Annotated in this window: 23 protein-coding genes; 6 read left to right on the plus strand and 17 right to left on the minus strand. The window is 30.3% G+C overall.

Annotation, left to right across the window (positions count from 1 at the left end):
- Positions 1-49 precede the first annotated feature (49 nt).
- Positions 50-1,270, minus strand: a complete 1,221-nt coding sequence (ecsB, locus tag B2G86_RS08110) for an ABC transporter permease EcsB (RefSeq protein WP_078357613.1) — start codon at positions 1,268-1,270, stop codon at positions 50-52.
- Positions 1,263-2,000, minus strand: a complete 738-nt coding sequence (locus B2G86_RS08115) for an ABC transporter ATP-binding protein (protein ID WP_078357614.1) — start codon at positions 1,998-2,000, stop codon at positions 1,263-1,265. The genes ecsB and B2G86_RS08115 overlap by 8 nt, the downstream gene beginning before the upstream one ends.
- Positions 2,001-2,127: 127 nt before the next feature.
- Between B2G86_RS08115 and B2G86_RS08120 the strand changes: the two genes are divergently transcribed.
- The 5 genes from B2G86_RS08120 (at position 2,128) to B2G86_RS08140 (ending at position 5,276) form a co-directional block, all read left to right on the plus strand.
- A complete protein-coding gene (locus tag B2G86_RS08120; protein ID WP_078357615.1) occupies positions 2,128-2,550 on the plus strand; it encodes an HIT family protein in 423 nt (140 codons plus the stop codon).
- Positions 2,551-2,614: 64 nt separating this feature from the next.
- Entirely contained in the window at positions 2,615-2,992 is a 378-nt protein-coding gene (locus tag B2G86_RS08125; RefSeq protein WP_078357616.1) for a YtxH domain-containing protein, read from the plus strand.
- Between the two features lie 96 nt (positions 2,993-3,088).
- A complete protein-coding gene (locus tag B2G86_RS08130; RefSeq protein ID WP_078357617.1) occupies positions 3,089-3,634 on the plus strand; it encodes an HTH-type transcriptional regulator Hpr in 546 nt (181 codons plus the stop codon).
- Positions 3,635-3,672: 38 nt separating this feature from the next.
- Positions 3,673-4,236: a DUF3267 domain-containing protein gene (locus tag B2G86_RS08135; RefSeq protein ID WP_078357618.1), complete on the plus strand. Its 564-nt coding sequence runs from the start codon at positions 3,673-3,675 to the stop codon at positions 4,234-4,236.
- A 71-nt stretch (positions 4,237-4,307) separates the two neighbouring features.
- Positions 4,308-5,276, plus strand: a complete 969-nt coding sequence (locus tag B2G86_RS08140) for a peptidylprolyl isomerase (RefSeq protein WP_078357619.1) — start codon at positions 4,308-4,310, stop codon at positions 5,274-5,276.
- Positions 5,277-6,637: 1,361 nt separating this feature from the next.
- Here B2G86_RS08140 and yhaM read toward each other — a convergent pair.
- From yhaM to B2G86_RS08190, 10 genes are all read right to left on the minus strand, one after another.
- Positions 6,638-7,579, minus strand: coding sequence for a 3'-5' exoribonuclease YhaM (yhaM, locus tag B2G86_RS08145; RefSeq protein WP_078357620.1), 942 nt, complete (start codon positions 7,577-7,579; stop codon positions 6,638-6,640).
- Positions 7,576-10,509: an ATP-binding protein gene (locus B2G86_RS08150; RefSeq protein WP_078357621.1), complete on the minus strand. Its 2,934-nt coding sequence runs from the start codon at positions 10,507-10,509 to the stop codon at positions 7,576-7,578. The genes yhaM and B2G86_RS08150 overlap by 4 nt, the downstream gene beginning before the upstream one ends.
- Positions 10,510-10,513: 4 nt before the next feature.
- Complete coding sequence (locus B2G86_RS08155) at positions 10,514-11,698, minus strand: metallophosphoesterase family protein (protein ID WP_078357622.1); 1,185 nt, start codon at positions 11,696-11,698, stop codon at positions 10,514-10,516.
- Between the two features lie 218 nt (positions 11,699-11,916).
- On the minus strand, positions 11,917-12,285 hold the full coding sequence (locus B2G86_RS08160; RefSeq protein ID WP_078357623.1) for a YlbF/YmcA family competence regulator: 369 nt from the start codon (positions 12,283-12,285) through the stop codon (positions 11,917-11,919).
- 74 nt (positions 12,286-12,359) lie between these two features.
- The gene (locus B2G86_RS08165; RefSeq protein ID WP_078357624.1) at positions 12,360-13,490 is read right to left on the minus strand and encodes a DUF445 domain-containing protein; all 1,131 of its coding nucleotides are present in this window, start codon (positions 13,488-13,490) and stop codon (positions 12,360-12,362) included.
- A gap of 64 nt (positions 13,491-13,554) precedes the next feature.
- Positions 13,555-14,013: an XRE family transcriptional regulator XdrA gene (gene xdrA, locus B2G86_RS08170; RefSeq protein WP_078357625.1), complete on the minus strand. Its 459-nt coding sequence runs from the start codon at positions 14,011-14,013 to the stop codon at positions 13,555-13,557.
- A gap of 165 nt (positions 14,014-14,178) precedes the next feature.
- Positions 14,179-15,453, minus strand: coding sequence for a dicarboxylate/amino acid:cation symporter (locus B2G86_RS08175; protein ID WP_078357626.1), 1,275 nt, complete (start codon positions 15,451-15,453; stop codon positions 14,179-14,181).
- Positions 15,454-15,620: 167 nt separating this feature from the next.
- Positions 15,621-16,250 (minus strand): LuxR C-terminal-related transcriptional regulator, encoded by a 630-nt coding sequence (locus tag B2G86_RS08180; protein ID WP_078357627.1) that lies wholly within the window; start codon positions 16,248-16,250, stop codon positions 15,621-15,623.
- An 18-nt stretch (positions 16,251-16,268) separates the two neighbouring features.
- Entirely contained in the window at positions 16,269-17,378 is a 1,110-nt protein-coding gene (locus B2G86_RS08185) for a GAF domain-containing sensor histidine kinase (protein WP_078357628.1), read from the minus strand.
- A 17-nt stretch (positions 17,379-17,395) separates the two neighbouring features.
- Positions 17,396-18,934: a bifunctional GNAT family N-acetyltransferase/carbon-nitrogen hydrolase family protein gene (locus B2G86_RS08190; RefSeq protein ID WP_078357629.1), complete on the minus strand. Its 1,539-nt coding sequence runs from the start codon at positions 18,932-18,934 to the stop codon at positions 17,396-17,398.
- A 104-nt stretch (positions 18,935-19,038) separates the two neighbouring features.
- On the opposite strand from B2G86_RS08190, the gene B2G86_RS08195 reads away from it, so the two are divergent.
- On the plus strand, positions 19,039-19,860 hold the full coding sequence (locus B2G86_RS08195; RefSeq protein WP_078357630.1) for an RluA family pseudouridine synthase: 822 nt from the start codon (positions 19,039-19,041) through the stop codon (positions 19,858-19,860).
- A 63-nt stretch (positions 19,861-19,923) separates the two neighbouring features.
- Here B2G86_RS08195 and B2G86_RS08200 read toward each other — a convergent pair whose 3' ends face one another.
- The 5 genes from B2G86_RS08200 to B2G86_RS08215 form a co-directional block, all read right to left on the minus strand.
- Positions 19,924-22,089: an RNA degradosome polyphosphate kinase gene (locus B2G86_RS08200; protein ID WP_078357631.1), complete on the minus strand. Its 2,166-nt coding sequence runs from the start codon at positions 22,087-22,089 to the stop codon at positions 19,924-19,926.
- Between the two features lie 71 nt (positions 22,090-22,160).
- Positions 22,161-23,687, minus strand: coding sequence for an exopolyphosphatase (gene ppx / locus B2G86_RS08205; RefSeq protein WP_078357632.1), 1,527 nt, complete (start codon positions 23,685-23,687; stop codon positions 22,161-22,163).
- Between the two features lie 92 nt (positions 23,688-23,779).
- Positions 23,780-25,168 carry a class II fumarate hydratase gene (gene fumC, locus B2G86_RS08210; protein ID WP_078357633.1) on the minus strand — a complete coding sequence of 463 codons (1,389 nt, stop codon included), beginning with the start codon at positions 25,166-25,168 and terminating at the stop codon, positions 23,780-23,782.
- A 189-nt stretch (positions 25,169-25,357) separates the two neighbouring features.
- A complete protein-coding gene (locus B2G86_RS13315) occupies positions 25,358-25,504 on the minus strand; it encodes an SAS053 family DNA gyrase inhibitor (RefSeq protein ID WP_239701513.1) in 147 nt (48 codons plus the stop codon).
- 4 nt (positions 25,505-25,508) lie between these two features.
- Positions 25,509-26,108 (minus strand): 6-phosphogluconolactonase, encoded by a 600-nt coding sequence (locus B2G86_RS08215; RefSeq protein WP_078357634.1) that lies wholly within the window; start codon positions 26,106-26,108, stop codon positions 25,509-25,511.
- Between the last annotated feature and the right edge of the window lie 25 nt (positions 26,109-26,133).

Genomic DNA, 26,133 nt, shown 5'->3' on the forward strand with positions numbered 1-26,133 from the left:
CATACAATGAGGCTGAGACAAATTAATTAATTGTCTCAGCCTCTTATTATTAGTCTCTTAATAATTCTTGATGTTTTTTAATCTTTTTAATAGATGAATCGATTGTTAACCAACCTACTATAAAGAATAAAATAACAAAGTAAATTGCTGTTGGGAATTTAACAATATATATAATTGATAAAATGACAGCGAGTATTATCATCATATTTATTAAAAATTGATGATATCCCTTTATTACTTGATGTTCACTTACTGGCCAAACTTGTGGCCATAATCCATAAGCTTGTTGTTTATAGAATTGAGAGAGTTGTAAGATGAGTAAGTACATTATTAATGCTCCGAGTATTGCAGAAATCACCGATTGATCTATCCACCAAATAAGTAATAAACCGATAATTAAAAATCTCAAAACGATAAAGAATGCGTCTTTACCTCTTGCAAAACTTCTTATAAACAAAAATTTATACATATAATCTTGGTTGAATTTTTTTGAAGCTGGTACTTTTAAGAATATATCTAAATACCTTCTTCTGACTGTTCTTTCATTTAACACTTTCACATCAGTAAACATATTTACGAATTTGTAATAATTCATTTTATGATTATGCTCGATGGATATCAATGTCTCCCATTGATAAAATGTATCTCTATTCATTATCTCCATTAATATTACTAACGCAATTAACATTACGATGGTCAATATACTAGACATCAACCCTACTTTCAATGTCGTGTAATAACCACTTGCGTAAATAATGAATAGAACGATGTTAACACTCCACATTTCTAGTCCGTATTTTAACCAGAACCATTTTATAACTAAGCCAAACAATGGAAATATAAAGCTCAAAATTATAAGTGTGATGTATAAATAAAAATCATTAACCATTAATTTATAAAATAACGGCAGTCCTATCACAAGAATAACAACCGGCAAATAAAGTCTGTTTAAATAGCTATAAGTTATCGCTTTTTTTATATATACTGATAAATGTTTTTCAAATGGTAATAAATATAACTTATCAGCTTCTCGGAACAAAGTACGTAATGGAAAAATTGAACAAACAGACAATATAATAGAAATAATTAAATGATAATTTATATTTTGTGGAATATCTTTCAGCCAATTACTATAGCCTAACGCAAATGCTCCAAGCATTATTGTAATAAAGATTAAAAAATGACCATTAAAAATAAATTTATTATATTTAAGTTTCTCTATAACTTCTTCTTTTTGTCTAATGTTAAATAAACTTTTAGCATCATTCATAATTGTCACCTTGCGTTAAATGTATATAAATATCGTCCAATGTTGCGTTTGTTAGACCCGTTTCTTTTCTTAACTCATCTAAATTTCCCATAGCAATCAGTTTGCCTTGATGCAATATAATAAAACGATCACAGTATCTTTCAGCAGTTGCCAGTATATGTGTCGACATCAAGACTGAAGAACCTTGATTCCGTCTTTCTACTATTAAATCTAACATCGTTTGAATACCGAGTGGGTCTAGTCCTAAAAATGGTTCATCTATAATATATTGTTTTGGTTCTACTAGAAATGCACACACGATCATTACTTTTTGTTTCATACCTTTTGAAAAATGTATTGGAAATACTTTTAATTCATTCTCAAGTCTTAACCTTTTTAATAAAGGCATCGCTTTTTCAAGTGCTGTTTCCTTATCTATCCCGTAAGCCATTGCCGTCATATATATATGTTCTTCTAATGTTAATTCATCATATAAAACAGGACTTTCAGGTATATATGTAAGATTTCTTCTATATACTTCTATATCTTCTTTTATATCTATATTATTTATGGACATCTCACCTTGTTGTGGTGTTAATAAACCTAATATATGTTTAATAGTTGTACTCTTCCCAGCACCATTTAATCCTATTAATCCGACAACTTCATTTGGATTACATTCGAATGAGATATCATGGATAACTGCTTTTTTACCATATCCACCTGTTAAATTGTTCACTTTAATTGTCACGTGAATACACCTCCAAAGTATATTGTAGCATGTTCCTATTGATACATTCATTAAATAATATCTTTACTGTAAGATGATACTGCTTGCATGATATAATAAAGTTAATATTTATATAGGAGATGATATTATGTCAGAAACAGTATTTAGCAAAATTATCGACGGAGAAATTCCTTCTTACAAAATTTATGAAAATGATTATGTATATGCCTTCTTAGATATATCTCAAGTTTCTAAAGGTCACACACTTCTCATACCAAAAAAAGCATCACCTAATATTTACGAAACCGATCCTGAAACGATGAAACATATAGCAGAAGCACTACCTATTGTCGCTAACGCTATTAAAAAAGCTTTCAATCCAGACGGTTTAAATATCATTCAAAATAATGGAGAATATGCTTCTCAATCTGTTTTTCATATTCACTTCCATTTAATCCCGAGATACAAAGAAGATATAGATGGTTTCGGTTATATTTGGAATACAAATGAAGACCGAATAGATGAGGATAAAAAAGCAGAAATAGCAAAAAGTATTCAACAGCAATTATAATTCATTGCATATATTTAAGCTTATAGGGTATATATTTAAGTAAGAGAAATCAAGGAGGATTATTATGAAATTTTCAAGATTAGCTATTGGTGTTGGTGTAGGACTAGTTACTGGTTTTACAACAGCAATATTAAATACAGATCGTTCAGGTGATACATTAAAGACAGATCTAAAATCAACTACTGATGGATCTAAAATCCAATTAAATGAAATTAAAGACAATGCAGTTGAGATTAAAAATTATGTATTAAAAACAAAAGATGAAAGCCAAATTGCTATTCAATCTTTAAGTGAAGAAGTAAAAACAATGATAAATGAATTTAAAGCTGATATTAACCCTAATATCGAACAAATTCAGAAAAACATTGAAAATATAAGCAATCGTGGAAATGAAATCCAAAAAGAAATCCAAAATACTAAACTTCCATTTCTAAAAAAATAGAAAACGTGTTAAAATTATTATATTATTAAAGTGTTATATGTAAGCATGATACATCAGTATCATGCTTTTATTATACTAACAAAGGGGGATTTAACTATGACGAACGAACGGGACATGATTGAAAAAATGTTATTCACTCATAAAGTTTCACAATTATCTAAAGCTTTATGGAAGACTATTGAAAAAGATTGGCAACAGTGGATCAAACCATTTGATTTAAATATTAATGAGCATCACATTCTTATCATTATAAGAAGTTTGGATGAAGCAACTATTTCAGAAGTGAGTAAATATGGCGTGATGCACGTTTCCACGGTTTTCAACTTTGCTAAGAATTTAGAAAAACGTGGTTATTTAACTATGCCAAAAAGCCAACACGATAAACGTACGACATATTTAGAATTAACCGACAAAGGGCTTGAAGTTTTAAGAAAAACATATGTAAGTTATACAAATGATACGAATAGATTATACGAAATTGCAACTGATTATGAAAAAGTTATGTATAATATGCCAGAGTTTACTGATGTAAAATATATTGTTGGTCAAATATACGGTAGCGACTTCATAAATCATATAGAACAAAATCATGAACAATTAAGAAAATATCTACTTGACGAACGCTCTGAGGATGATGCATAATATCAAGATAAATCATAACTTAGAAGGTGACATATCTTATGTTTGTTTGTTCTAAATCAATCAATATACACTCTCGGTACGGACTACAGAGAATTGTATTAATTAGTGCTTTAGTATCATTTTTAACATTTATAGTCACTTACGAAATATTTAATTATATACAAACTCAACCATTAAAGGACGATAAGTTTATTTTATTCTTATTCGTCCTTTGCTTAATTTATCCAATCCATAAATTATTGCATTTGATTGTACTCATTTATTATCGTAAGTCATTTAAAATGAATAAAACGACTAAGGCGAAACGTGCATTACCACTATATAATATTAGAGTGGATCAACCAGTTAACAAAATTGTATTTTGCTTTGCACTTGTATGTCCTTTGATTACGTTAACTACCCTATCACTTGTGTTAATAAATATTATTCCACAGTATGGTCATTACATTCTCTTTATAATGGCTATAAATACTGGTATATCCATCATTGACTTACTATATCTGAAAATTATTTTATTTACAAAAAGAGGAACATATATCGAAGAAAGAAAGAACGGAATTGAATTGTTAACAAAACGTTCACTGGATACGCAACAATTATAGATAAATTTTTGTAATTAAATTACCAAATATGCTATATTTATCATTGTATTCTTACAAAAGGAGTTCTATTAATGAAATCAATTAAAAAAATGGTGTTACCTATAACACTTTCGGCATCAGTATTAACTTTAGGCGCTTGTGGTAACGGTTCAGACAACTCTGGAGAAACTTTAGTAGAATCTAAAGCTGGAAATGTTACTTCACAAGATGTTTTAGACAAAATGGGTAACAATGAAGTAGCCCAAAATGCATTCCAAATTGTACTTAACAAAGTCTTAAAAGATAAATACGAAGACAAAGTTGATACTAAGAAATTGGATAAACAAGTTGATAAACAAATCGAGCAATATGGTGGTAAGAAAAAATTTGAAGAAGCACTTCAACAAGAAAAACCTGGTGCAACTTTAGAAGACTTTAAAGATTCTCAAAAAACTTCTAAATATCAAGAAGAATTCATCAATGATGCAGTAAAAGTTTCTGATAAAGAAATAGATAAAAACACTAAAAAAGGTTCTCATATCTTAATAAAAGTTAAATCAAAAGATTCACAAGATGGCATGAGTGATAAAGCAGCTAAGAAAAAAGCTGATGACATACTAGCTCAAATCAAGAAAAACCCAGATGACTTCGAAAAAATTGCTAAAAAAGAAACACAAGACGAAGGTACTAAATCTAAAAACGGTTCACTTGGTTTCGTAATGAAAGGTCAAATGGACGAAGCATTTGAAAAAGCATTATTTAAACTTAAAGACGGTGAAATTTCAGACGTTGTTAAATCGCAATACGGTTATCATATTATAAAAGCCGATAAAGGCGAAGCAAGTAAAAAAGAAAAAGAGAGCCTTAAAGAACAATATCGTCAATTGAAAATTCAAAAAGATCCTAAAATCATCATTAATGCATACAAAAAATTATTAGATGAATACAAAGTAGATTACAAAGATAAAGAAATTAAGAAATCTATAGAAGATAACATTTTAAACGAAAAAGCATTACAGCAACAACAAATGCAAGCAGCACAACAACAGTCTGCTAGCTAATAGTACACAAAAAACCTCATTATTGAAATGAGGTTTTTTGTGTATAAATATAGGTTCTCTTACTTACACTTCTACTGACTTCTGTTAACATAGGTATCCTTAGTTACATTTCTTCCGATTTGTGTGAATATAGCTATCCTTGCTCACACTTCTCTCAACTTATGTGAATATAGACATCCATACTTACACTTCTCTCCACTTGTGTGACTATAGTTACCCTTGCTCACACTTCTCTCTACTTATGTGAATATAGGCATCCTTACTTACACTTCTCTCGACTTGTGTGAATACAGATACCCTTGCTCACACTTCTCTCCGCTTGTGTTAATATTGGCATCCATACTTACACTTCCTTCGACTTGTGTGAATATAGGCATCAATACTTACACTTTTCTCAACTTATGTGAATACAGATACCCTTGCTCACACTTCTCTCGACTTGTGTGAATATAGACATCCTTACTTACACTTCTCTCCACTTGTGTTAATATTGGCATCCATACTTACACTTCCTTCGACTTGTGTTAATACAGATACCCTTGCTCACACTTCTCTCCGCTTGTGTTAATATTGGCATCCATACTTACACTTCCTTCGACTTGTGTGAATATAGATACCCTTGCTCACACTTCTCTCCACTTGTGTTAATACAGGCATCCATACTTACACTTTTCTCAACTTGTGTAAATATAGACACTTAAGATTAATTGCCTTTAACATAAATGTCCTAGTATTTTAATGAGAATCATTTAGCTAACTCTTAGAGTCACCATTTTTCTATATAAAAATAAATATTACCAACGATTTTGTATAGTCCGGACGCCTGAGGGAATAGTATGTGTGAGAGACTACAGGCTCGAGCCATACCCCCTGGCAAATGCACATACAAAATCGCAAGATTTAAAAAAATAAATATTACCAACGATTTTGTATAGTCCGGACGCCTGAGGGAATAGTATGCGTGAGAGACTACAGGCTCGAGCCATACCCCTTGGCAAGCATGCACATACAAAATCGCAAGATTTAAAAAAATAAATATTACCAACGATTTTGTATAGTGCGGACGTCTAAGGGAATAGTATGCGTGAGAGACTACAGGCTCGAGCCATACCCCTTGGCAAGCATGCACATACAAAATCGTAAGATTTAAAAAATAAATACTTCCAACGATTTTGTATAGTGCGGACGCCTGAGGGAATAGTATGTGTGAGAGACTACAGGCTAGAGCCATACCCCCTGGCAAATGCACATACAAAATCGTAATATATAAAATAAGCATATCACTTAACTGAATTCTTCAGTTTTATAGTGATATGCTTATTAATATTGAGTTAGGAAATATGCTCCAGCCTCTAATATTATTAATCCAATGATTCTGGTTTATAAAATTGTCTATTTTCTAATGCAAAGATTCGTTCTGTAAATTGACCTTTATCTACTTTTTTAAGGTGTTTTTCAAACATCATCATTCTAGCATCAATATTATCAATAAAGTGCAATATCTCCGCTTCTTTAACCATTGGTAATTTTGGTGATCCATATTCTAATTTACCGTGATGACTTAACACTAAATGTCTTAGCAACAATACTTCTTCGCCTTCTATATTATGCTCTTTAGCTACTTGTGATATTTCATCACTTACTATTGAGATATGACCTAATAAATTACCTTCTACTGTATAAGTAGTAGCGACTGGACCTGATAGTTCTTTTACTTTTCCTAAGTCATGTAAAATAATACCACTATATAATAAACTTCTATTTAGTATTGGATATATATCACACAATGCTTTTGCTTGTCTCAACATTGTTACAACATGATAACTTAATCCTGAAACGAAGTCATGATGATGTGAACTTGCTGCTGGGAATGTGAAATATTCTTTTTGATATTTTTTAAGTAATATACGAGTTATTCTTTGTAGTTTAGCATTTTCAATATCTAATAAAAATGTCATAATTTCTTCTGACATTTCATCTATTGTTAATGGCGCAGCTTCTAAAAAGTTTTCTAATTTTACACCATCTTCTTCTACTGCTACTCTAAACTGATTTATTTTCATTTGTTTACGACCACGATAATCTATAACGTCGCCTTTAACTCTTACAATTGTCTCCGGTACAAGTAGTTTAATATCTTCAGCTGTTACAGTCCATACTTTAGCTTCTATATCACCACTCTTATCTTTCAAGTAAAGTGTCATATAAGGCTTTCCTTGGGCTGTTACTCCTTGATTTGCACGATGTATTAAGAAATAGTGGTCAACTGTATCTCCTGGCTTTAATGTTTCTATTGTTCTCATTTACTCTTAGCTCCTTCTATTTTTGTCAGAGTTATTGTTTGCTTTTGAGGTACATTCTGGTCTTTATTACATGTAAAGTAAAGTATTTGAATATCTTCTGACATACTCATTAAATATTTAATCATAATTTCTTTACGGTGTTTATCAAAGTGAACAAATGCATCATCAACTATTATTGGGAATGGATAATATTTATGCAATGATTTTATAAGGCTAAATCTAAGTGCAATGTATAACAATTCTTTTGTAGACTGACTTAACTCTGTTGGATGGAATACTTGACCATTTTGATGTCTTACTTGAACATTTTGTTCTTCATAGATAACTTGAGTATATCTGCCTTCAGTTAATGTATTTAAGATATCAGTTGCATCTTTTACGACATAAGGTAATCTTTTATCTTTGATTTGCTTAATATGCGCTTCTACTAAGTTTTGTAAATAGCTTAACGCTGCCCAATCATTAGCAGTTTCATTAACTTTATCTTTAAGTAAATGATATTCATGTCTTAATGCAGATAATGTTTCATCAGTTTCCATGTGATTAATTTTAGCATTTAAATCACTAAGTTCAGCTTGTACATTTAAATAATTATCATTGTATTCGTCTACTTGAAGTTCTAATTGATTTCTTTCATTTTCTAAATCTGTTTTAGTCATATAACTAAGTTGAGTATTTTTATCATAATCATAATTTTGATTATTTAGTAACGCTGTTAAATAGTCAAATCTCTCCATGTCCTCATTATAAGAAATATATGCTTTATAATGACGATAATACGCTTCTTCATCGAATACATTAATGTAACTAAATAGTGAATTTATGACGTTGTTATTTTCGTCCAATCTTTCTTTTAATGCATTAATTTCATTAGTTAGTAGTGCTTGTTGCTCAACATTTCTTGATTGAATATTAAATTCTTTTTGATGTTCATCTAATGCTTGTTTTACATCGTGGAATAATGAAATCTTTTGGTAATGTAATCGTGCATGACTAACAATACTTTCTGCTTCACGGTAAAACGCTTCAAGATCCGAATTCTTTTCATCTCTTAATTTAGTTAATCGATTAATCTCTAATCTATTTTGTTTAATTTTCTTAATTGTTGTTAATGCGTCGTTTAACAACTGAGATGATAGTTGATTTGAAACATGAATACTAGCTTTAGTTTCTTGTAATGCACTTTCTTTATTATCAATAATTGCTTCAACTTTTTCTAATTCTTTCTTCAATTCAGACTGCTTTGAAGATAAAATTTCTTGTGACTGATAATAACCTTCCAATTCTTGTCTGATCTTCGTTTGTTCATCTAAGTTAAAATCTAAATCATAAAATTGTTTTAGATGTTTAACCTTTTCCTCTAATTCGTCAATTTCTTTAGAAAAAGCTTGGTCATGGTCTAAATCTTTTGATTTAATAAAGAATGATAAAACGACTAATATAATCCCTACAATTGCGAAAATGCCACTAAATAAAACTTGAGAAGCAATGAATGCATATATTGCGATTGCGATTAATAATAAACCGCCTATTACTGAAAATAGTCGATATTGCTTACTTCTTTTTTCACTTTCTTCTTTTTGCTTAATGAAACTTTCTTCCATTTTTTTATAAAGTGACTTCTTCTCACCTAGTTCTAAAGCTTTTTGATTATAAACTTTCTTTTGTTCATAGTTCTCATCAGACACTAAATCGTTATGTAGTCTATCGATATTGTTATTATATCTTTCTCTTTCAATATCAAGTTGGTTCATAGAACGTTTAATTTGCTCACGTTCTGCTACATTTTCTTCTTTAATTCGATTCACTTCTGCAATATGCGTCTTCATAGCTTCAGATGTATCAACATCTAAATATTCATCATTCCAGCCGATATCTTGGCGTAACAACTCGTTATCTCTTTCAGAATCATCAATTTGTTTATTTAGTTGTTTTAATTCTTGCTGTTTTTCTTTAATATCCGATTCACGTTGTCTAATACTATTTAAGGCTTTTTCATCTCTTTCAGACATGACTTTTACGTTATCTAATGTATGTACTACTTGTGCAAGCTTTTCATTTCTTAAGGTTAAGTCACGCTTAATACTTTCATTAGAACGAACTGCAGATTCATATCTTTCAATACCTTGTTCAGGGAATTCATAAGGTTCAATATTTAAATTACTCTCTAGTTTCTTCCATTCTACAACTTCATTATGTAAAGATATTTCCTTTTCTTTACTTGTTAATCTATTTGTAAGATTTCCAAGATTATCTTTTAACTGATTAAGTCTTCTAGATATTTTATCTCTTTCATCTTGTAGTCTTTCATATTCAGATAGTTTCTTTTCTTCGTTTTTAATTTTTATTTCTAAATCGTTTAATTGTTCTAACTGAACATTTAATACAGGATTCTTACCGTTCTTTTTGTAAAGTGCTTCTTTTTCACTTTGCATCAAATCACTCATACCCGTAAATTCAGTTGATCCTAAAGCACCAGCTTGCAATAAATACATTTGAAGTTGATCTTCAGTTAAATTTTTATGAATATCTTGCAACCCTAATACATTAAATGAGAATATTCCTTGGTATGTTTTTTTATTTATAAAATTAATCTTTTGTTTGAGCCATTCTTCGTCTTTTATTTTGCCGTTTGAAAGATACACTTTGACGTCACCTGTTACACGGCCTTTAACTCTTTCTACTTCTACTTTTTGTCCATCGAATTCAAGTTCTAATTTACCACCATACTGATTACCAAGTCTTGGCTCTAATCTTGGCTCATTCTCTTTTTTTGTTGGAAAACCAAATAGTATTGAATGTATAAATGCTTGAATAGTAGACTTACCTGCTTCGTTCTCACCATATATTTGCATAAAACTTTGATCAAATTTAATTTTTCTAGACATGAGTTGGCCATAGCCATAAATTTCTAAGGATTTAATTTTCATCGCTTTAACCTCTCATTCTTCTTTTTAAAATAGCTTCCCCACGTTCAATTAATGCTTCTTTATCTACATCACTGTATGGATCTAAGAAACGATTGGCTTTAGGGTTCATATATAAATCACTTAATGCATTTTCAAGAATGGTTTCATCTTGTAAAATATCATCGTTAAATTCATTTGCTAATGCAACTTCAGAGTCTTGTTCAAAAAAGACATTTAGTTGTTCTATAAAAATAAAGTTTGTTTGATTTTCTTCATATTCTTGAATGAGCTGTATCACTTGATTGATTTCATCTTGTTTAAGTACTTCATCGTGTTTAACATAAACATCTAATTGGTAAAATGCTTTACCTTCAGTACGTACGCTATCTTTGAATTTTTGAATTGCTTCATATAAAGCATGTTTACCTTGAGCTTTAGTTTCTATTATTGCTTTTTCAAAACGTATGTACTGGGTTGGTTTAAAAGTAGCCTGTAATTTAGATTCATCACCTTCAACAAGCAAATATCCTTTTTCACCTTTTTCTTTAAAGTGGCGAGCTTGTATATTACCTGAATAATGTATTTGAGAAAGTTCACTAATCATTGCTCTTTCATGTATGTGGCCTAATGCCCAATAATGGTATAACTTGCTATTTAAGTCTTCAATATTAAATTCAGTATATCTTTTCTTTACGTCTGAAGCTTGCGAATAAGTACCATGTAATACACCAATATGTATACCTTTATTACCGGTTGATTCAGGATATTCATCAACTTTATTTTCATAACTTTGATCTTTTTGATAACTAAATCCGTGTAAATAAACAACTTGACCATTTCTAGTGATCAGTTGATATGTAGATACTTTGTCAGTAAACACCGTCACATTCTCTGGCCATAAAGTATGAACACCTACAGATAAAGGATCATGGTTACCATGTATAATATATACAAATATTTGTTCTTGCTCTAGTCTAATAAACTGCTCTCTTAAAAACACTTCTGCTCTAAGCGTTCTATTATCTTGATCAAATAAATCTCCTGCAATAACAACAAAATCTACTTGTTCTTTAATAGCTTCATCTACAATTTTTGTAAAGCTATTATATGCACTTTGTTTTACGTCGTTTAAAATAGAAGGGCTTAAATAATGTCTAGACTTAAATGGACTATCAAGGTGTAAATCCGCGCAATGTATAAATTTAATCATATACCTAACCTCTTTCAATTTTAGCTCATTCTTAATTATTTTATTCAAGCTCAAACAATAGAATAATCAGATTTTATAAAGACTTTTAATGCTTTAATTTTACCATATTCCAAGACTATACGATACATTGGACGAACAAGAAAGCAGACTTACGACAATAAAAAAACCTTATTAGATACAAGATTGTATCTAATAAGGTTCACAAGAAAGATAATATATTAACCTTCTTGGTTTTCTTCAAGGCTACCATAGATATCTTCTAATGGTCTCATGATTACACGGTTTAAATCTTGAATTAATTGACTCATAGCTTGTTCAGCTTGCATTAATTCAGCGATTGTTTCATTTTGTTCAATTTCTTGAGCAGATTTTTGAGCTCTAGCGATATCTACTTCTGAAATTTCTTCGCCTTGCATTTGTTTTGTTTGTAATTCTAATTGAATTTCACGGAATTCATCGAATAATTTTTTAGTTTCAGGATTTGCATTAACTTTTTCATATTGTTCTTTAATTTTGTTATATTCTTCACTTTCACGTAAAGTTTGTTCTAGTTCATTTGCTTTGTCGTAAATGTTTACTTCTGCCATAATAAATTCGCTCCTATATTAAATAAATGTATTAGAATATCAATTCCAATAATACTGTATCACACTTCTACTTCTTATACAAAAATAGCGATTATTCCTTGTAATAATCCAATAATTCCACCTAATACAAAACCAAGTAAAGTGATTAATTTTAATTCTTTATTAGAAATTTCGATAACTAATTTTTCTAAGTAAGATAATTCAAATCTGTCAATTTGACCTTTTATTAATTCGGCTAATTTCATTCGTTCTAGTATCAAACTAATATTGTCTCCTACTTTACGAATCATATACTCAATAAATCTCTCAGTACCTTCACCTTCCATATAAACGAATAAGTTTGGTACTAACTCGTAAAGTGGTGTATTTAAATAGCGATTAACATTTATAGAATGAGTTAACTCTTCAGCAATTAATAATTTAGCTTTGTCTTTCCTTTCACTTGTTAACACATCTTCTAAAGGTTTAGACATCCACTTCTCATATTGTTTTTGGACTTGTAAATCAATCATATTTTCAATTTTTTCTTGTTTGATGACATTTTTAAGTTCTTTCTTCACTCTATCCACTATCTCTTCGGTTGTCATAAACATTTGTATCATACCGACCATTTTCCCTTTTTGCTCAAAAAATTCTTCTACCATCGAATGAATATCTTGCTCCCCTTTTTCAGAAGATAAATATTCATCAATTTTAGTTAAAATTTCTGGTGTCACACGATTAACTTGTTGACTAAGTTGTTCAAATATTTCAACTGGTATCAGACTTTGAAGTTGTTCATTCTTATGAGTTTCATAATATTTATCAACTTTTTGTTGAATTGTAGTGTTAAGCGTATTATTAATTTTTTCTTCTAGCGGATAATCAATTCTATCTACAAAGTGTTGTATAGTATACTTTTTCTTTTTCAATGTATCAAATTGAACTTTAATGGTATCTTCTAGAACATGTTGTGTACTAGGATTAACAAGTTTCTCTTTAAATACTTCTGGAGTGAGAAGATGCTTTGTAACCATTTCTCCAACTTTTTCTGATAATTCGTTTCTTCTTTTCGGTATTAAACCTGGAGTGAATGGCAATTTATAGCCAAACAGTCTTTTTTCGTGGTAAGGATGGAATAACATTTTAATTGCAATAAAATTTGTGAATCCACCTATTATCGCACCAATTACCATCATGCTTATAATTGTTAAAATTGTTGACATTGGAATTCTCCTTCTAAAAAAGCTACTTCTTTAGAATAATCTAAGAAGTAGCTTTTAACAAATATTATACAAATAATGATTGTGTCTTACGTAAGAAATAAGTTTCTGCTTCACGTTTCTTAGCAGTTCCGAAGATAGGTTGGCGTTCTTCATTTAATACTCTATACAAATCTGTTTTTTTGTTTGATTGTAAAATATATCCTGATTTAGCATCAAGTGTTACCCAATAAATATCACTCGTGTTGTCATGGTTAGGGTATGCACAATGATGACGAGATATAATTTGAATAACTTCTAATGGATCACAGCCAAATGTTGTGTTTAAAACATCTGAATCTCTAAATAAAGCACATATAGAAACACATGTTGTCCAGTTTGGTAGAACTCTCTCTTTTTCAATTTGTACTAAAGTCTTTTTAGATAATCCAACTGTATTCGCCATAGTATCCTGAGTATAACCTGCCTCAATACGAACCATTTTAAATTTTGTTTGGATTATCGTTGTAAATGTTTGTTTATCCATCTATATCTACCTTTCTTCTTAATATATATTATTAATTGATTTAATATGTTGCAAAAATACACGATTTTTTTCAGCACAAGTATCATCATAATACATTTCAGGACAAAATAAAAGAGGTAAATTGAATTTAATATCAATTTACCCCTTTAATACGTTAAATTATAATTATTTTGCTAACTTTGATTTTTCTCTTTCAGATAAAATTAACGCACATGCTGCATCACCTGTAATATTTACAGCCGTTCTTGTCATATCAAGTAGTCTATCTATACCTATGATCATACCTATTGCTGCTGGGTTTATTCCAATTGATGTTAATATCATAGCTAACATTACTAATCCTACTCCTGGTACACCTGCTGTTCCAATAGAAGCAATTACTGCGATAAGAACAACAGTAATCATTTGCATAACAGTTAAGTCTATGCCAGATACTTGAGCAATAAAGATAGTGGCAACACCTTGCATAATTGCTGTACCATCCATATTAATGGTTGCGCCTAACGGCTGTACAAACGAACTAATTTCTTTTCTTACACCCATATCTTTCGTACATTCTAATGATATCGGTAAAGTTGCATTTGAACTAGATGAACTAAATCCTACAGTCATTGCTGGGAAGAATTTTTTAAAGAACCATAACGGATTCTTACCACCTAGAATTTTAACAGCGCCACCATATACTATAAAGAAGTGAACCGCTAATGCTAATAACACTACAAAGAAGTACATTCCGAGTTGTTTAATTGCTCCAAAACCAGCGTTAGTGAAAGCTGTTGCAACAAGTCCAAATGTTCCTATTGGTGCAAAGTAATTCATGATCATTGTTACGATATACATGAGTATATCGTTAGTCTGCTCAAATACTTTCCTTACACCTTCAACTTTCGTACCGAGTGCAATCATTCCTATACCAATAAAAATAGCAAACGTAATAATTGGAAGCATATCTTGTTCAACCATTGATTGCATTGGATTTTTAGGGAACAGATTAATCAATGTTTGATCGAACGTTTGATTTTCTGGTGCAGCCGTATCACCTGACTTAGCTTTTTGCTCTTCACCATATTTTTTTACTTCTTGACTATTCAATAAATCTGAATGTCCGTCACCTGGTTTAAATACTAAGGCTAATGCCATAGCTATTATAATTGCTAATGCTGTAGTAGTTAAGAAAAATATTACAGTCTTAAGTCCTATACCACCTAATAACTTTGGATCACCCACACCAACTACTCCAAGCACAATTGACACAAATACTACTGGTACAACAAGCATAAAGATTAAATTAAGAAATATTTGACCTAGTACATTAAATACATACTGATTAGTATTTTGAACAAATCCACTGCCTGCATACATATTAAAAATTGACCCGACAACAATACCGAGTATTAAGGCTATTACGATTTTTAAAGTTAAATTTTTTGTTACCTTCATCTACAAATTACCCCCTATATAATATAAAATCATTTCTCCCTTGTAGCTTATTATACTTTAAGCGCTTTCAATTTGTAAATTTATTTTTTAAATTCATTTTTAATTCAATAATAAAATACGAGTAAGTATTGAATTTTTCAATACTTACTCGTATAAAATTAAAAATTTTAATTTATCAATTGATGTTCCATTGCGTATACTGCTGCTTGTGTTCTATCTGATACTTTCAGTTTGTTTAGTATATGACTCACATGTGTTTTTATTGTTTTTTCAGATACAAAAAGTGTTTCTGCAATTTCTTTATTTGTTTTTCCTTTGACCATTTCGGCTAATACTTCAAGTTCTCTCTTCGATAATTTATTTTCTCTATGTGGTTTTTGAGAACTTTCAGTTATAATCGACTGTACTTTAGGATGAATTTTCTTCTCTCCATTTAGTACTGTTCTAATTGTTTGTATAAGCGCTTCAGGCTCTACATCTTTAATTTCATATCCATCTGCTCCTTTATCAAGTGCAGATATAACATGTTCTTCATCATAAAAACTTGTTAGAACTAATATCTTGATATTTGGATACTTCTTTTTCACTATTTCAGTTATTTCAATACCATTCATTTCAGGCATCACTAAATCTAATAGAACTATTTCAGGACTTTCATTATTCTCCAAGTAATCTAATAACAATGCCCCACTTGAAAAGTCTGCTAGAATATCAAAGTTTGGAACAGTATCTAATAAAAACCTTAAACCTTGCCTTACTATATGATGATCATCTACTAAGATTATTTTATTACTCATATGTGATACCCCTAACATTTATAGTGGAATAGATATAATGATTTCCGTTCCTTTATTCAATTCAGAGTTTATATCTATGCGACCTTTCATAAATTGAACTCTTTGTTTCATATTTTTAAGACCATGTGAGAGGTTATTTTCTAATTTATTATTTTCGAAGCCTCTTCCTTCATCTATTATACGCGATTTAAATTCATATTTATTTTGTTCTAAATAAATTTTTGCACGTTTTTGTCCAGAGTGTTTATTAATATTATTCAATGATTCTTGAATAATACGGTAAATATTTTCTTCCATCGTATTAGGTAAGTCTATTAAACCTTCTACTTCAAATTCTGGTTCTATATGAATAAATTGGCTATATTGCTTAATTGCTGCAATCAATCCTTGTTCTAAGCCTATCGGTTTTAATTGCCATATAAGTGCTCTCATCTCATTAACAGCACTTTGACTCGTATCTTCTATAGTTTGGAAAGCTTCCTTAGCTGCTTGTTGATCGTTTAATCCTTTAGCTGCATGAGCTGTTATTTTTAAAGAAAACAACATCTGATTAACTGAATCATGTAAATCTCTAGCAAGCCTGTTTCTTTCGTTAATACGAGCTGCTTCTTTTTCTTGATCAGTTAGAAAAATACGTTTTATAGCTGAACCAATTTGAAATGCTACTGATTCTAGTAGTTCTAAATCTTCTTCAGAATATCGTTTCGTATTAGGAGTAGCAATATTCAATAATCCAAATTGTTCATTACCTGACCTAAGAGGAACCGTTGCATGATGCGTTATACCATCAGTTTTGTCGTGATGCTCTTTAGTAGCTTTCACAATTCTCGAACATGAAATAATATTTGAAGCTTTAGTTAACTTTTTATTTTGATATGCAGTAACACACCAACACGTACCCTCAGTCATATATTGGCATTTATTGTGTGTTAGTGCTGGTGGTAAGGCTTCTTCAGCAACTAACTCGTGTTTACCCTCTTCATCAATAAAAAATATCCAGCCAGTATGAAAATTACTACCACTCACTAATTTTTTGAGAGCTCCATGCATCATGCTGTACATTTCTGTCTCTTCATTTAAAAATTCTGCTATTTCTTTTAAGAGACTTGTACGTGTTGGTTTCTCCATATACATCACCTTTAGTATTATTGATTGTGCGTTACATTATATACATCATGTCTTCTATCTCTAAGATGTCTTACTGTCCCATTTTCTCTACCTCTTCTTAATACTTCTAAGTCTATTTCACCTATAGCTACCATTTCTAGATTTTCACCTGTTTCTCCTACTATGCCATCACGTGCAAAACCATAATCAGATGGTGAATATATTGCTGAAGCACTATATTGTATGTCCATATTTTCAGTTTGCGGTAAGTTACCACAAGTTCCTGAAGTTACGGTATAAATTTGGTTCTCAATAGCTCTAGCCATGCAACAATATTTTACACGTAAATAACTTTGTCTATCTTCAGTTGAAAATGGTGTAAATATTATTTTTGCTCCTTTTTCTGTAGCTATTCTTGCCATTTCTGGAAATTCGCTATCATAACAAATTTGTATTGCGATTTTTCCACAATCTGTATCAAAAACTTCTACACCATTACCAGGTGACACACCCCACCATTTTCTTTCATTAGGTGTTACATGTATTTTATATTGTTTTTCAATAGAACCATCACGACGGAATAAGTAAGAAATATTATATATGTCTTCTCCTTCTTCTACGAAATGAGAACCACCAATTATATTTATATTGTATTTCATAGCAAATTGATTAAACATCTCTATATATTGAGATGTATAAGTCGTTAATTTTCTAATAGATTCAGCAGGATTACTTTGCTCATCGAAACTCATTAATTGAGTAGTTAAAAGCTCGGGGAACACAATAAAGTCGCTGTCTGCATCATAAGCAACGTCAATGAAATATTCTATTTGATTAGCAAATTCTTCAAAAGAATTAATTTTTCTCATCATATAGTTAACTGTACATATTCTAACTGGCTCACTTGTTTTAAAATGAACGTTACTACGTGCGATATAATCAGGATTATTCCATTCCATTAAAGTAGCATATTTCATACTTTTAACATCATCATTTAAATAATTAGGATTAATTCGCATTAAAGTAAAATCATTCATCAATTGAAATGTTAAGACTGGATCTTTAATTCTATGTTTAATTACGCCTTGCACATATTCTCTTGGTGTTAGTTCATCACTATATTCATGATAGTTTGGAATTCTTCCACCAATTATAATACTTTTCAAATTTAGTTCATAAGCAATTTCGCGTCTTGCTTCGTATAATCTTGCGCCAACTTTCATTCCTCTATACTCAGGATGAACCATAACTTCTATTCCATATAGATTATGACCATGATCATTATGATTTGTTATATAGCCGTTATTCGTAATACTATCCCATGTATGTCTATCATCATATTCATCAAAATTTATTATAAGAGATGAACATGAACCTATAATTTCACCTTCAAATTCAACAACTACTTGTCCTCTTGGGAACATTTTTAAATGACTTTCTAAATGTGCTCTTTCCCATGGTTCCATTCCTGGGAAACATTTAGATTGTAGTTCAATAACTTCGTCTATATCTTCAAAAGTCATTTGTCTTGTATTAATACTTACATTAAATTCATTATTATCGATTGATTTTGACATGAATGATACTCCTTATCTAATTTTCTTGTTATACTAATTATAACTTATTTTTAGTTATAATATAATTTTTCCCGATTTTAAGAGAAATATTCCTGGAGGACACTATGCAAATAACAATACCATCAAAACATGAAGGTCAAACAATTGAAGAAATGTTCAAATCTTTACACCTTCCTAAAAAAGAACTACACCTTTTGAGAATGTCAAAAGAGATTACGATAAATGAACAAGCAAGCACATTAAGAGATAAATTAAGTGAAGGAGATAAACTTTACATTCCTACTCTTAATGAAACGAGTCAGTATGTATCGAGTTATCGATTGGCTGAAGTTAAATATGAGGATGAATATTTAGCAATTGTTGTTAAACCTAAAGGCGTAAAGACGCATCCAAACGATTTAAAGGAAGCAAACACACTTATGAATCATGTAATTTATACATTAGATTCAGATTATACTGAGCCTGTTCATAGGTTAGACCAAGAAACAGTCGGCTTATTATTAGTAGCAAAGCATCCGATTGCTAAAAAAATATTAGATCATATGTTAGAAGATAGAAAAATCACTCGAACATATAAAGCTCAAGTCGATAGTTTGTTACCACTTAAGCCACAATCGATAGATATGCCAATAGGTAAGGATAAATTCCATCCAAATAAAAGACGTGTATCACCAACTGGTCAACGAGCAATTACACATATTATAGAAAGTCATATGTTAGATGAACATACAGCTGAAGTAGAGTTGAAATTAGATACTGGTAGAACACACCAAATCCGTGTACATTTAGCAGAAATAGGACACCCAGTCGTAGGTGACCCTTTATATAACAATAGTAAACTTAGACAATTAAAATTACACAGTTATAAAATAGAATTCGAACATCCATTTAAAGATGAATTCATCTCAGTTACTTTAGACGATTAATATAAAAACAGCCCTCCCAATCCTTCAGTTATCAAGGATTGGGAGGGCTTTATATTTTGTGCTTTATCGTTTTAATCTTTCTTTAAATTTATTTATGAAACTTCTTCTTCTACTTCTTACAGGCTGTCCAATATTTATATGAGATTGTCTCATTTCTTTAGCTGCTAATAATGCTTCATCCATCAACATTTCTTGAGAGTTCATGTGTTTATTACCAGCATCATTGTATTGATAATTACCATCGGAATTTTGAATACGTCCTTTTAATCCATCATTTATTTGTAAGTTTAAAATATCTTTTAATCTATTTACTACTTTAGGATCAAGTATAGGGAATAATATTTCAACACGCTTTATCATATTTCTTGTCATCATATCCGCAGAGGAAAGGTACATCTTTTCTTCACTATTATGGTGAAAATAATATATTCTAGAATGCTCTAAAAATCTGCCTACTATACTTATAACTTCGATATTTTCACTTACCCCTTTAATACCTGGTTTCAAGCAACAAATACCCCTAATAATAAGTTTGATTTTCACACCGCTTTGAGACGCTTCATATAATTTTTTAATTACTTTTTTATCAGTTAAAGAATTCATCTTAGCTATAATGAGTCCATTGCCATGCTCATTGTGTAATTCTATTTCTTGTTCAATATGATCAACAAAGAAATCACGAATTTCAAATGGTGCCACTATTAATTCATTATAATCGGGTTTCAAAGAGTAACCGCTTAAATAGTTAAAGAAATTAATGGCATCTTCACCTATTTTAGGATTTGTAGTAATGATACCCATATCTGTATATATTTTTGCTGTTTTGTCATTATAATTTCCTGTACCTAAGTGTACGAATGGTATAACTTTTCCATCTACTTTTTTTATTACGAGTGTTATTTTGCTATGCGTTTTAAGGAAAGTCATGCCATATATAACATTACACCCTGCATCTTCTAACATTTTTGCCCATTGAACATTGTTTTCTTCGTCAAATCTAGCTTTTAATTCAACTAATACTGTGACTTGTTTCCCGTTCTCGGCAGCGTTTTTCAATGCTTGAATGATTGTTGAATCACTGCTCACCCTATAAAGTGTTTGTTTAATAGCGAGTGTATTTGGATCTTCTGATGCTTCTTTAATAAATTCTACAATTGGTTCAAACGATTCATATGGGTGATGGAAAAATACATCTTTTTCTAAAGCTAAATCATAAACATTATTTTTGTTTAAAGAGGAAGGTAATTGTGGTCTATATGGTTTGTACAATAATTCAGGGAATAATTCTTCTAATCGTCCTACAAGAGAGAATAATACAGTTAAATCTAATGGCCCATTAACTCTGTATATATCTTTATTAGTTAACTCTAGCTCATTCATTAAAAACATACTTTTTACTTCTGTATCAATATGTCTACTATCTATTTCAAGTCTTACTGCTGCACCGCTTTTTCTTTCTTTTAGAAACTTTTCAATTTCTATTAATAAATCTTCCGCACCATCTTCATGGATTGTTAAATCAGCATTTCTCGTCACTCTAAAAGTATACGTGTTTATTACTTCAAATCCATTAAATAATTGTTCAATAAATAAAGAAATGACATCTTCTAAAAATACAATATACTTTTTACCATCATATTCCAACTTAATAATTCTATCTAATAATGTTGGTACAGGTACTATTGCTGACTTTATTTCACCATCATTTAACTTTATATCAACAAATAAATTGAGCATTTTATTATTTAATTTAGGAAATGGTCTATAAGCATCAATTCCTAATGGTGAGAGTGTTGGTAATATTTCAGTATTGAATTGATTGTGTAGTTGATCAATTAAATCTTCTGGCAGTCTTTCTGGTTGTGTAATAAATATATTATAAGTTTTTAATAAATCCTTTAATTCATTAAATCTCTTATATTGAAGATACACGTTTTCTCTATTTTTCTTTTCTATACCGGTAAGTTGTTCTTTTGGCGTTAATTGTGCTTTATTCTCTGGTTCATTAAAATTCATTTTCACTTGGTCTTTTAAACCTGCTACTCTGACCATGAAAAATTCATCTAAGTTAGAACTATGAATTGCTAAAAATTTTAGTTGTTCAAGCATTGGATTGTTCGGATCAATCGCTTCCTCAAGAACACGATAATTAAAGTCAAGCCAACTTAACTCTCGATTATTATAGTACTCTGGATTGTCTAAATAAAACCCGTTCGTTTGCGTTTCCATAATTATCTCACCCTTTACTTATTTCCATTCATCTTTAAAAACTGACACTGTTTCATTAAAACGCAAAATTGTTAACCTTGTGTAAATATTATATTAAGTTTTTTTGGTAGTAACTTTTCTATATGTTTTTTCTGTCTTTCTGACTGATATTCTTCTGCAATTGGGTCTGTTACATAATCCACTATTAAGTCAAATTCATTTTTCTTGTCAATTAACTCCAACGTTTCTATGCAATCAGTATTTGAAACATTTAATGCATTAGCGAATTTTATTATTCCACCTAGCTTTTGAATGAGTTCAATTTCATTATCTTTAAACCAAGATGTTTCTTTTACATAAAACTTAAGTAATGATTTATTTTTAAAACTTGCAAGAAGCGCTAATTTCACTCTATCTCTATGTGAGAATCCATTAATACTTGAATTTGCTATAATATAATAAGTATGTTGAGAACTAGAATCCGCATCAATAAATGCACCTAAATAGTATAAATATGCCGCTTCTTTCAACAATTTTCTGTCTTCATTAGAAACTTCAAAATCAGTTATTTCTATCACTTTATTAAGTAAATCTTCTGCTAATCTCATACGCTGTTTACCGTTAGAAGGATTTATATTATACTCATTTGCTAAATATCTTAAAGCATCTGTAGTCACATTATCTTTATTAAACGATTTTGGGAAATCTTCTTTCAACCTTGTCATAACTAAACCTTCACGTAACCCTTTTCTAGAAAAAGTGAAACGAGTTGCATCTGTTATATCATAAAGCGTGTTAAATACAATAGAACTTGGAATAATAATATCTGTACGATCTCTACTTAATCCATCTAAATCTTTTAAATCACTTTTATCTGATTTTTTTAATTCATCATACACTTCTTCTAAATCTTTTTTAGTCATATCATAACCATGTACCCCCGCAATAGGATAGTTATTTAAAGACTGATGAATACGTGCATTATTTCGTGCTGAACCACCAATTCCAATAATTGGAACTTTTTTATCTTTTATCCATTTTTCAGATTCAAATTGTTCTTTAACGAATTTTTCACACTTTTTTATCGCATTTTTATCATTGTGATCTTTATCCACGAAAAACATTTTTTCTAACGTTACAACACCAAAAGGAAAACTAATCGCTTCTTTTAATTTCTTATTTTCAAAATAAGTAACCTCTGTTGAACCACCACCAATATCTACAGTTATACCGTTTTCAATATTTAGTGTATGTGTTGCTGCATAAAATCCATAAAAAGCTTCATCTTGTTCTGGAATAATTTCGATATCAAGATTAGTTTTGGATTTTACGCTTTCAATTATTTGATCTACATTTTTTGATTGTCTAACTGCTGCAGTTGCTGCAGGGACAAGTTCTTCAACATGAAATTTTTTAGCTACTTTTTTAAAACTATTTAAAGTTTCTACTAAAACGTTAATGCCTTCTTCGTTCATATTTTTATCTTCATCTAAAAATTGACTTAGACGAGCAGGTGTTTTAATATTTTGTAGTTCATTTAATCCTGTTTCTACTGAATACTCAAAAATAACAAGTCTTATTGTATTAGAACCTATATCTATTAATCCTATTCTTTTCATAAATTTCCTCCAGGAATCTATATATTTATACACAAAAAGGTGCTGCCATAGCACCTTTTTGTGTTCTTAATATTTATGTCTTACAGATGCTACTATTTTTTAGAGCTTATCATATCTTCAGGTTTAATCCATTCATCGAATTGTTCTTCTGTTAAATGACCAGATTGAATGGCTGATTCTTTTAAAGTTAGTCCATTTTTGTGAGCATTTTTTGCAATAGCTGCTGCATTTTCATATCCAATATGTGGATTTAAAGCAGTAACTAACATTAAAGATTGATTTAAATATTTATCAATATTTTCCTCGATAGGTTCAATACCAACAGCACAATTATTGTTAAATGTTTCGATACCATCAGTTAATAAATAAATTGATTGTAATGTATTATACAAAATAACTGGCTTAAATACGTTTAATTCAAAGTTACCTTGTGAAGCAGCAATACCTACTGCTGAATCATTTCCAAGGACTTGTACTGAAACCATAGTTAACATTTCACATTGAGTTGGGTTTACTTTACCTGGCATAATTGATGATCCTGGTTCATTTTCAGGAATAGAAATTTCAGCTAAACCAGCTCTTGGGCCAGAAGCTAACCATCTAACATCATTTGCAATTTTCATTAAATCACTTGCTAAAGCTTTTAATGCACCATGCACATAAACTACTTCATCATGTGCAGTTAAAGCATGGAACTTGTTTTCAGAAGATACAAATGGATAACCTAATTGTTTACAAATTTGTTTAGCAACTTTATCACCAAATTCAGGATGTGCATTTATACCAGTACCAACAGCGGTACCACCGATTGCTAAGTTCAATAATTGACCTTTAGATTCATTTAGTAGTGATTCACATTTATCCAACATATATCTCCAACCACTAACTTCTTGTCCTAATGTTAATGGTGTCGCATCTTGTAGATGAGTTCTACCAATTTTGATGATATCTTTAAATGATTCTTCTTTATCTTTAAAAGTATTTCTTAACGTACTTAAAGCTGGTAATAATTTAGATTCAATTTCATGATATAAAGCAACGTGCATTGCAGTTGGATATGTATCATTTGAACTTTGAGACATATTTACATGATCATTTGGATGAACACTATCTTCTGAACCTTTTTCTTTTAAGTATTCATTAGCTACATAACTTACAACTTCATTAACATTCATGTTACTTTGTGTACCACTACCAGTTTGCCATACAACTAATGGAAACTGATCGTCTAGGTTTCCTTTTAAAATCTCATCTGTTGCATAAACAATTGCATCTTTTTTATCATCTGATAATTTACCAAGTTCATGGTTTGAAATTGCTGCTGCTCTTTTCAAGTGAGCAAATCCATATATAACTTCAATAGGCATTTGTTCTTTTCCTACTGGGAAATTTTGTTTACTTCTTTGTGTTTGCGCTTTCCAATACTTATCGCTTGGGACTTTAATTTCACCAAATGTATCATGTTCAATTCTGTAATTCATTGTAATTACTCCCCTTTATTCCTTGTAGTCATCACTCATTATTCATCTTTATTATATCTTATACAGCCTATGATTTAAACTCTCAGTTGTCAGATAATTTAAATTATCATAAAAAAAGGAGTGGAACCGAAATCTATTCTATTAAAAAAAGATTTCGTCATCCCACTCCCTATAAAATATAATGCATTTTTATGAATCTTGTGCTTCTTTTTTTTCTTCATATGCTTCATCATTTTGTTCTGAAATTTGTTCCATTTCTTTACCTAGTTCTTTTACATCTTCTAAGTCTTGAACCATTTCATTTTCTTCTTCTGGTTGTTTATTCAATATATTCACCTTCTTATGAAAATTGAATTGAGAAGTAAGATCTAACATCTTCTGGCAATCCTTGTGCCGCTTCATTGTCTAAAATAACTGTTACCATTCTATGTTGTTTTAATTTTGCTGATTCAACTGAGCCGTTAGCTGGTTCTTCATACAACTTGCTAACTGCTTTTGCTTTTTCTTTACCTGTAACTAATACAATGACTTCTCTAGCTGGATGAATTGCTTGATTATAATCTAATCCAGTTCTACTATCTTCAGTTAAAGTCACAACATCTAACATCAATTTATTTTTCTTTTTGTCAGTGTTTACTTTTTCTTTAATGAATGATTCTACATCACTACCAACATCTGTTTTTAAAACTTGCTTAGCTGGTACACCTAGTTCAGTATAAAAATCTTCTTTACCATCAAAATCTAAAATGTGTACTTGACTAAAGTTTACTGGATTTTTCTTAACATCATCTAATAATTCATCGAAAAATGTTGTATTCTCTGCATCTAAGTGCACGCCAACTACTGAAGTACTATCTGAATTAAATTGTTTGCGAACTACATCTGCAGCGTAACGTGCAGCGATATCTTTCGTTTCAAATACTTTAAAGTTTAAAGCCATTTTGTCCACTCCTCATTTCAACTTA

It is taken from the genome of Mammaliicoccus fleurettii (genome assembly GCF_002018435.1).
Lineage (GTDB): Bacteria > Bacillota > Bacilli > Staphylococcales > Staphylococcaceae > Mammaliicoccus > Mammaliicoccus fleurettii.

Excerpts from the sequence above, each read along its gene's own strand:
- ecsB (WP_078357613.1), bottom strand. The coding sequence starts at position 1,270 with ATGAATGATGCTAAAAGTTTATTTAACATTAGACAAAAAGAAGAAGTT.
- B2G86_RS08120 (WP_078357615.1), top strand. The coding sequence starts at position 2,128 with ATGTCAGAAACAGTATTTAGCAAAATTATCGACGGAGAAATTCCTTCT.
- B2G86_RS08125 (WP_078357616.1), top strand. The coding sequence starts at position 2,615 with ATGAAATTTTCAAGATTAGCTATTGGTGTTGGTGTAGGACTAGTTACT.
- B2G86_RS08130 (WP_078357617.1), top strand. The coding sequence starts at position 3,089 with ATGACGAACGAACGGGACATGATTGAAAAAATGTTATTCACTCATAAA.
- B2G86_RS08135 (WP_078357618.1), top strand. The coding sequence starts at position 3,673 with ATGTTTGTTTGTTCTAAATCAATCAATATACACTCTCGGTACGGACTA.
- B2G86_RS08140 (WP_078357619.1), top strand. The coding sequence starts at position 4,308 with ATGAAATCAATTAAAAAAATGGTGTTACCTATAACACTTTCGGCATCA.
- yhaM (WP_078357620.1), bottom strand. The coding sequence starts at position 7,579 with ATGAGAACAATAGAAACATTAAAGCCAGGAGATACAGTTGACCACTAT.
- B2G86_RS08150 (WP_078357621.1), bottom strand. The coding sequence starts at position 10,509 with ATGAAAATTAAATCCTTAGAAATTTATGGCTATGGCCAACTCATGTCT.
- B2G86_RS08155 (WP_078357622.1), bottom strand. The coding sequence starts at position 11,698 with ATGATTAAATTTATACATTGCGCGGATTTACACCTTGATAGTCCATTT.
- B2G86_RS08160 (WP_078357623.1), bottom strand. The coding sequence starts at position 12,285 with ATGGCAGAAGTAAACATTTACGACAAAGCAAATGAACTAGAACAAACT.
- B2G86_RS08165 (WP_078357624.1), bottom strand. The coding sequence starts at position 13,490 with ATGTCAACAATTTTAACAATTATAAGCATGATGGTAATTGGTGCGATA.
- xdrA (WP_078357625.1), bottom strand. The coding sequence starts at position 14,013 with ATGGATAAACAAACATTTACAACGATAATCCAAACAAAATTTAAAATG.
- B2G86_RS08175 (WP_078357626.1), bottom strand. The coding sequence starts at position 15,453 with ATGAAGGTAACAAAAAATTTAACTTTAAAAATCGTAATAGCCTTAATA.
- B2G86_RS08180 (WP_078357627.1), bottom strand. The coding sequence starts at position 16,250 with ATGAGTAATAAAATAATCTTAGTAGATGATCATCATATAGTAAGGCAA.
- B2G86_RS08185 (WP_078357628.1), bottom strand. The coding sequence starts at position 17,378 with ATGGAGAAACCAACACGTACAAGTCTCTTAAAAGAAATAGCAGAATTT.
- B2G86_RS08190 (WP_078357629.1), bottom strand. The coding sequence starts at position 18,934 with ATGTCAAAATCAATCGATAATAATGAATTTAATGTAAGTATTAATACA.
- B2G86_RS08195 (WP_078357630.1), top strand. The coding sequence starts at position 19,039 with ATGCAAATAACAATACCATCAAAACATGAAGGTCAAACAATTGAAGAA.
- B2G86_RS08200 (WP_078357631.1), bottom strand. The coding sequence starts at position 22,089 with ATGGAAACGCAAACGAACGGGTTTTATTTAGACAATCCAGAGTACTAT.
- ppx (WP_078357632.1), bottom strand. The coding sequence starts at position 23,687 with ATGAAAAGAATAGGATTAATAGATATAGGTTCTAATACAATAAGACTT.
- fumC (WP_078357633.1), bottom strand. The coding sequence starts at position 25,168 with ATGAATTACAGAATTGAACATGATACATTTGGTGAAATTAAAGTCCCA.
- B2G86_RS08215 (WP_078357634.1), bottom strand. The coding sequence starts at position 26,108 with ATGGCTTTAAACTTTAAAGTATTTGAAACGAAAGATATCGCTGCACGT.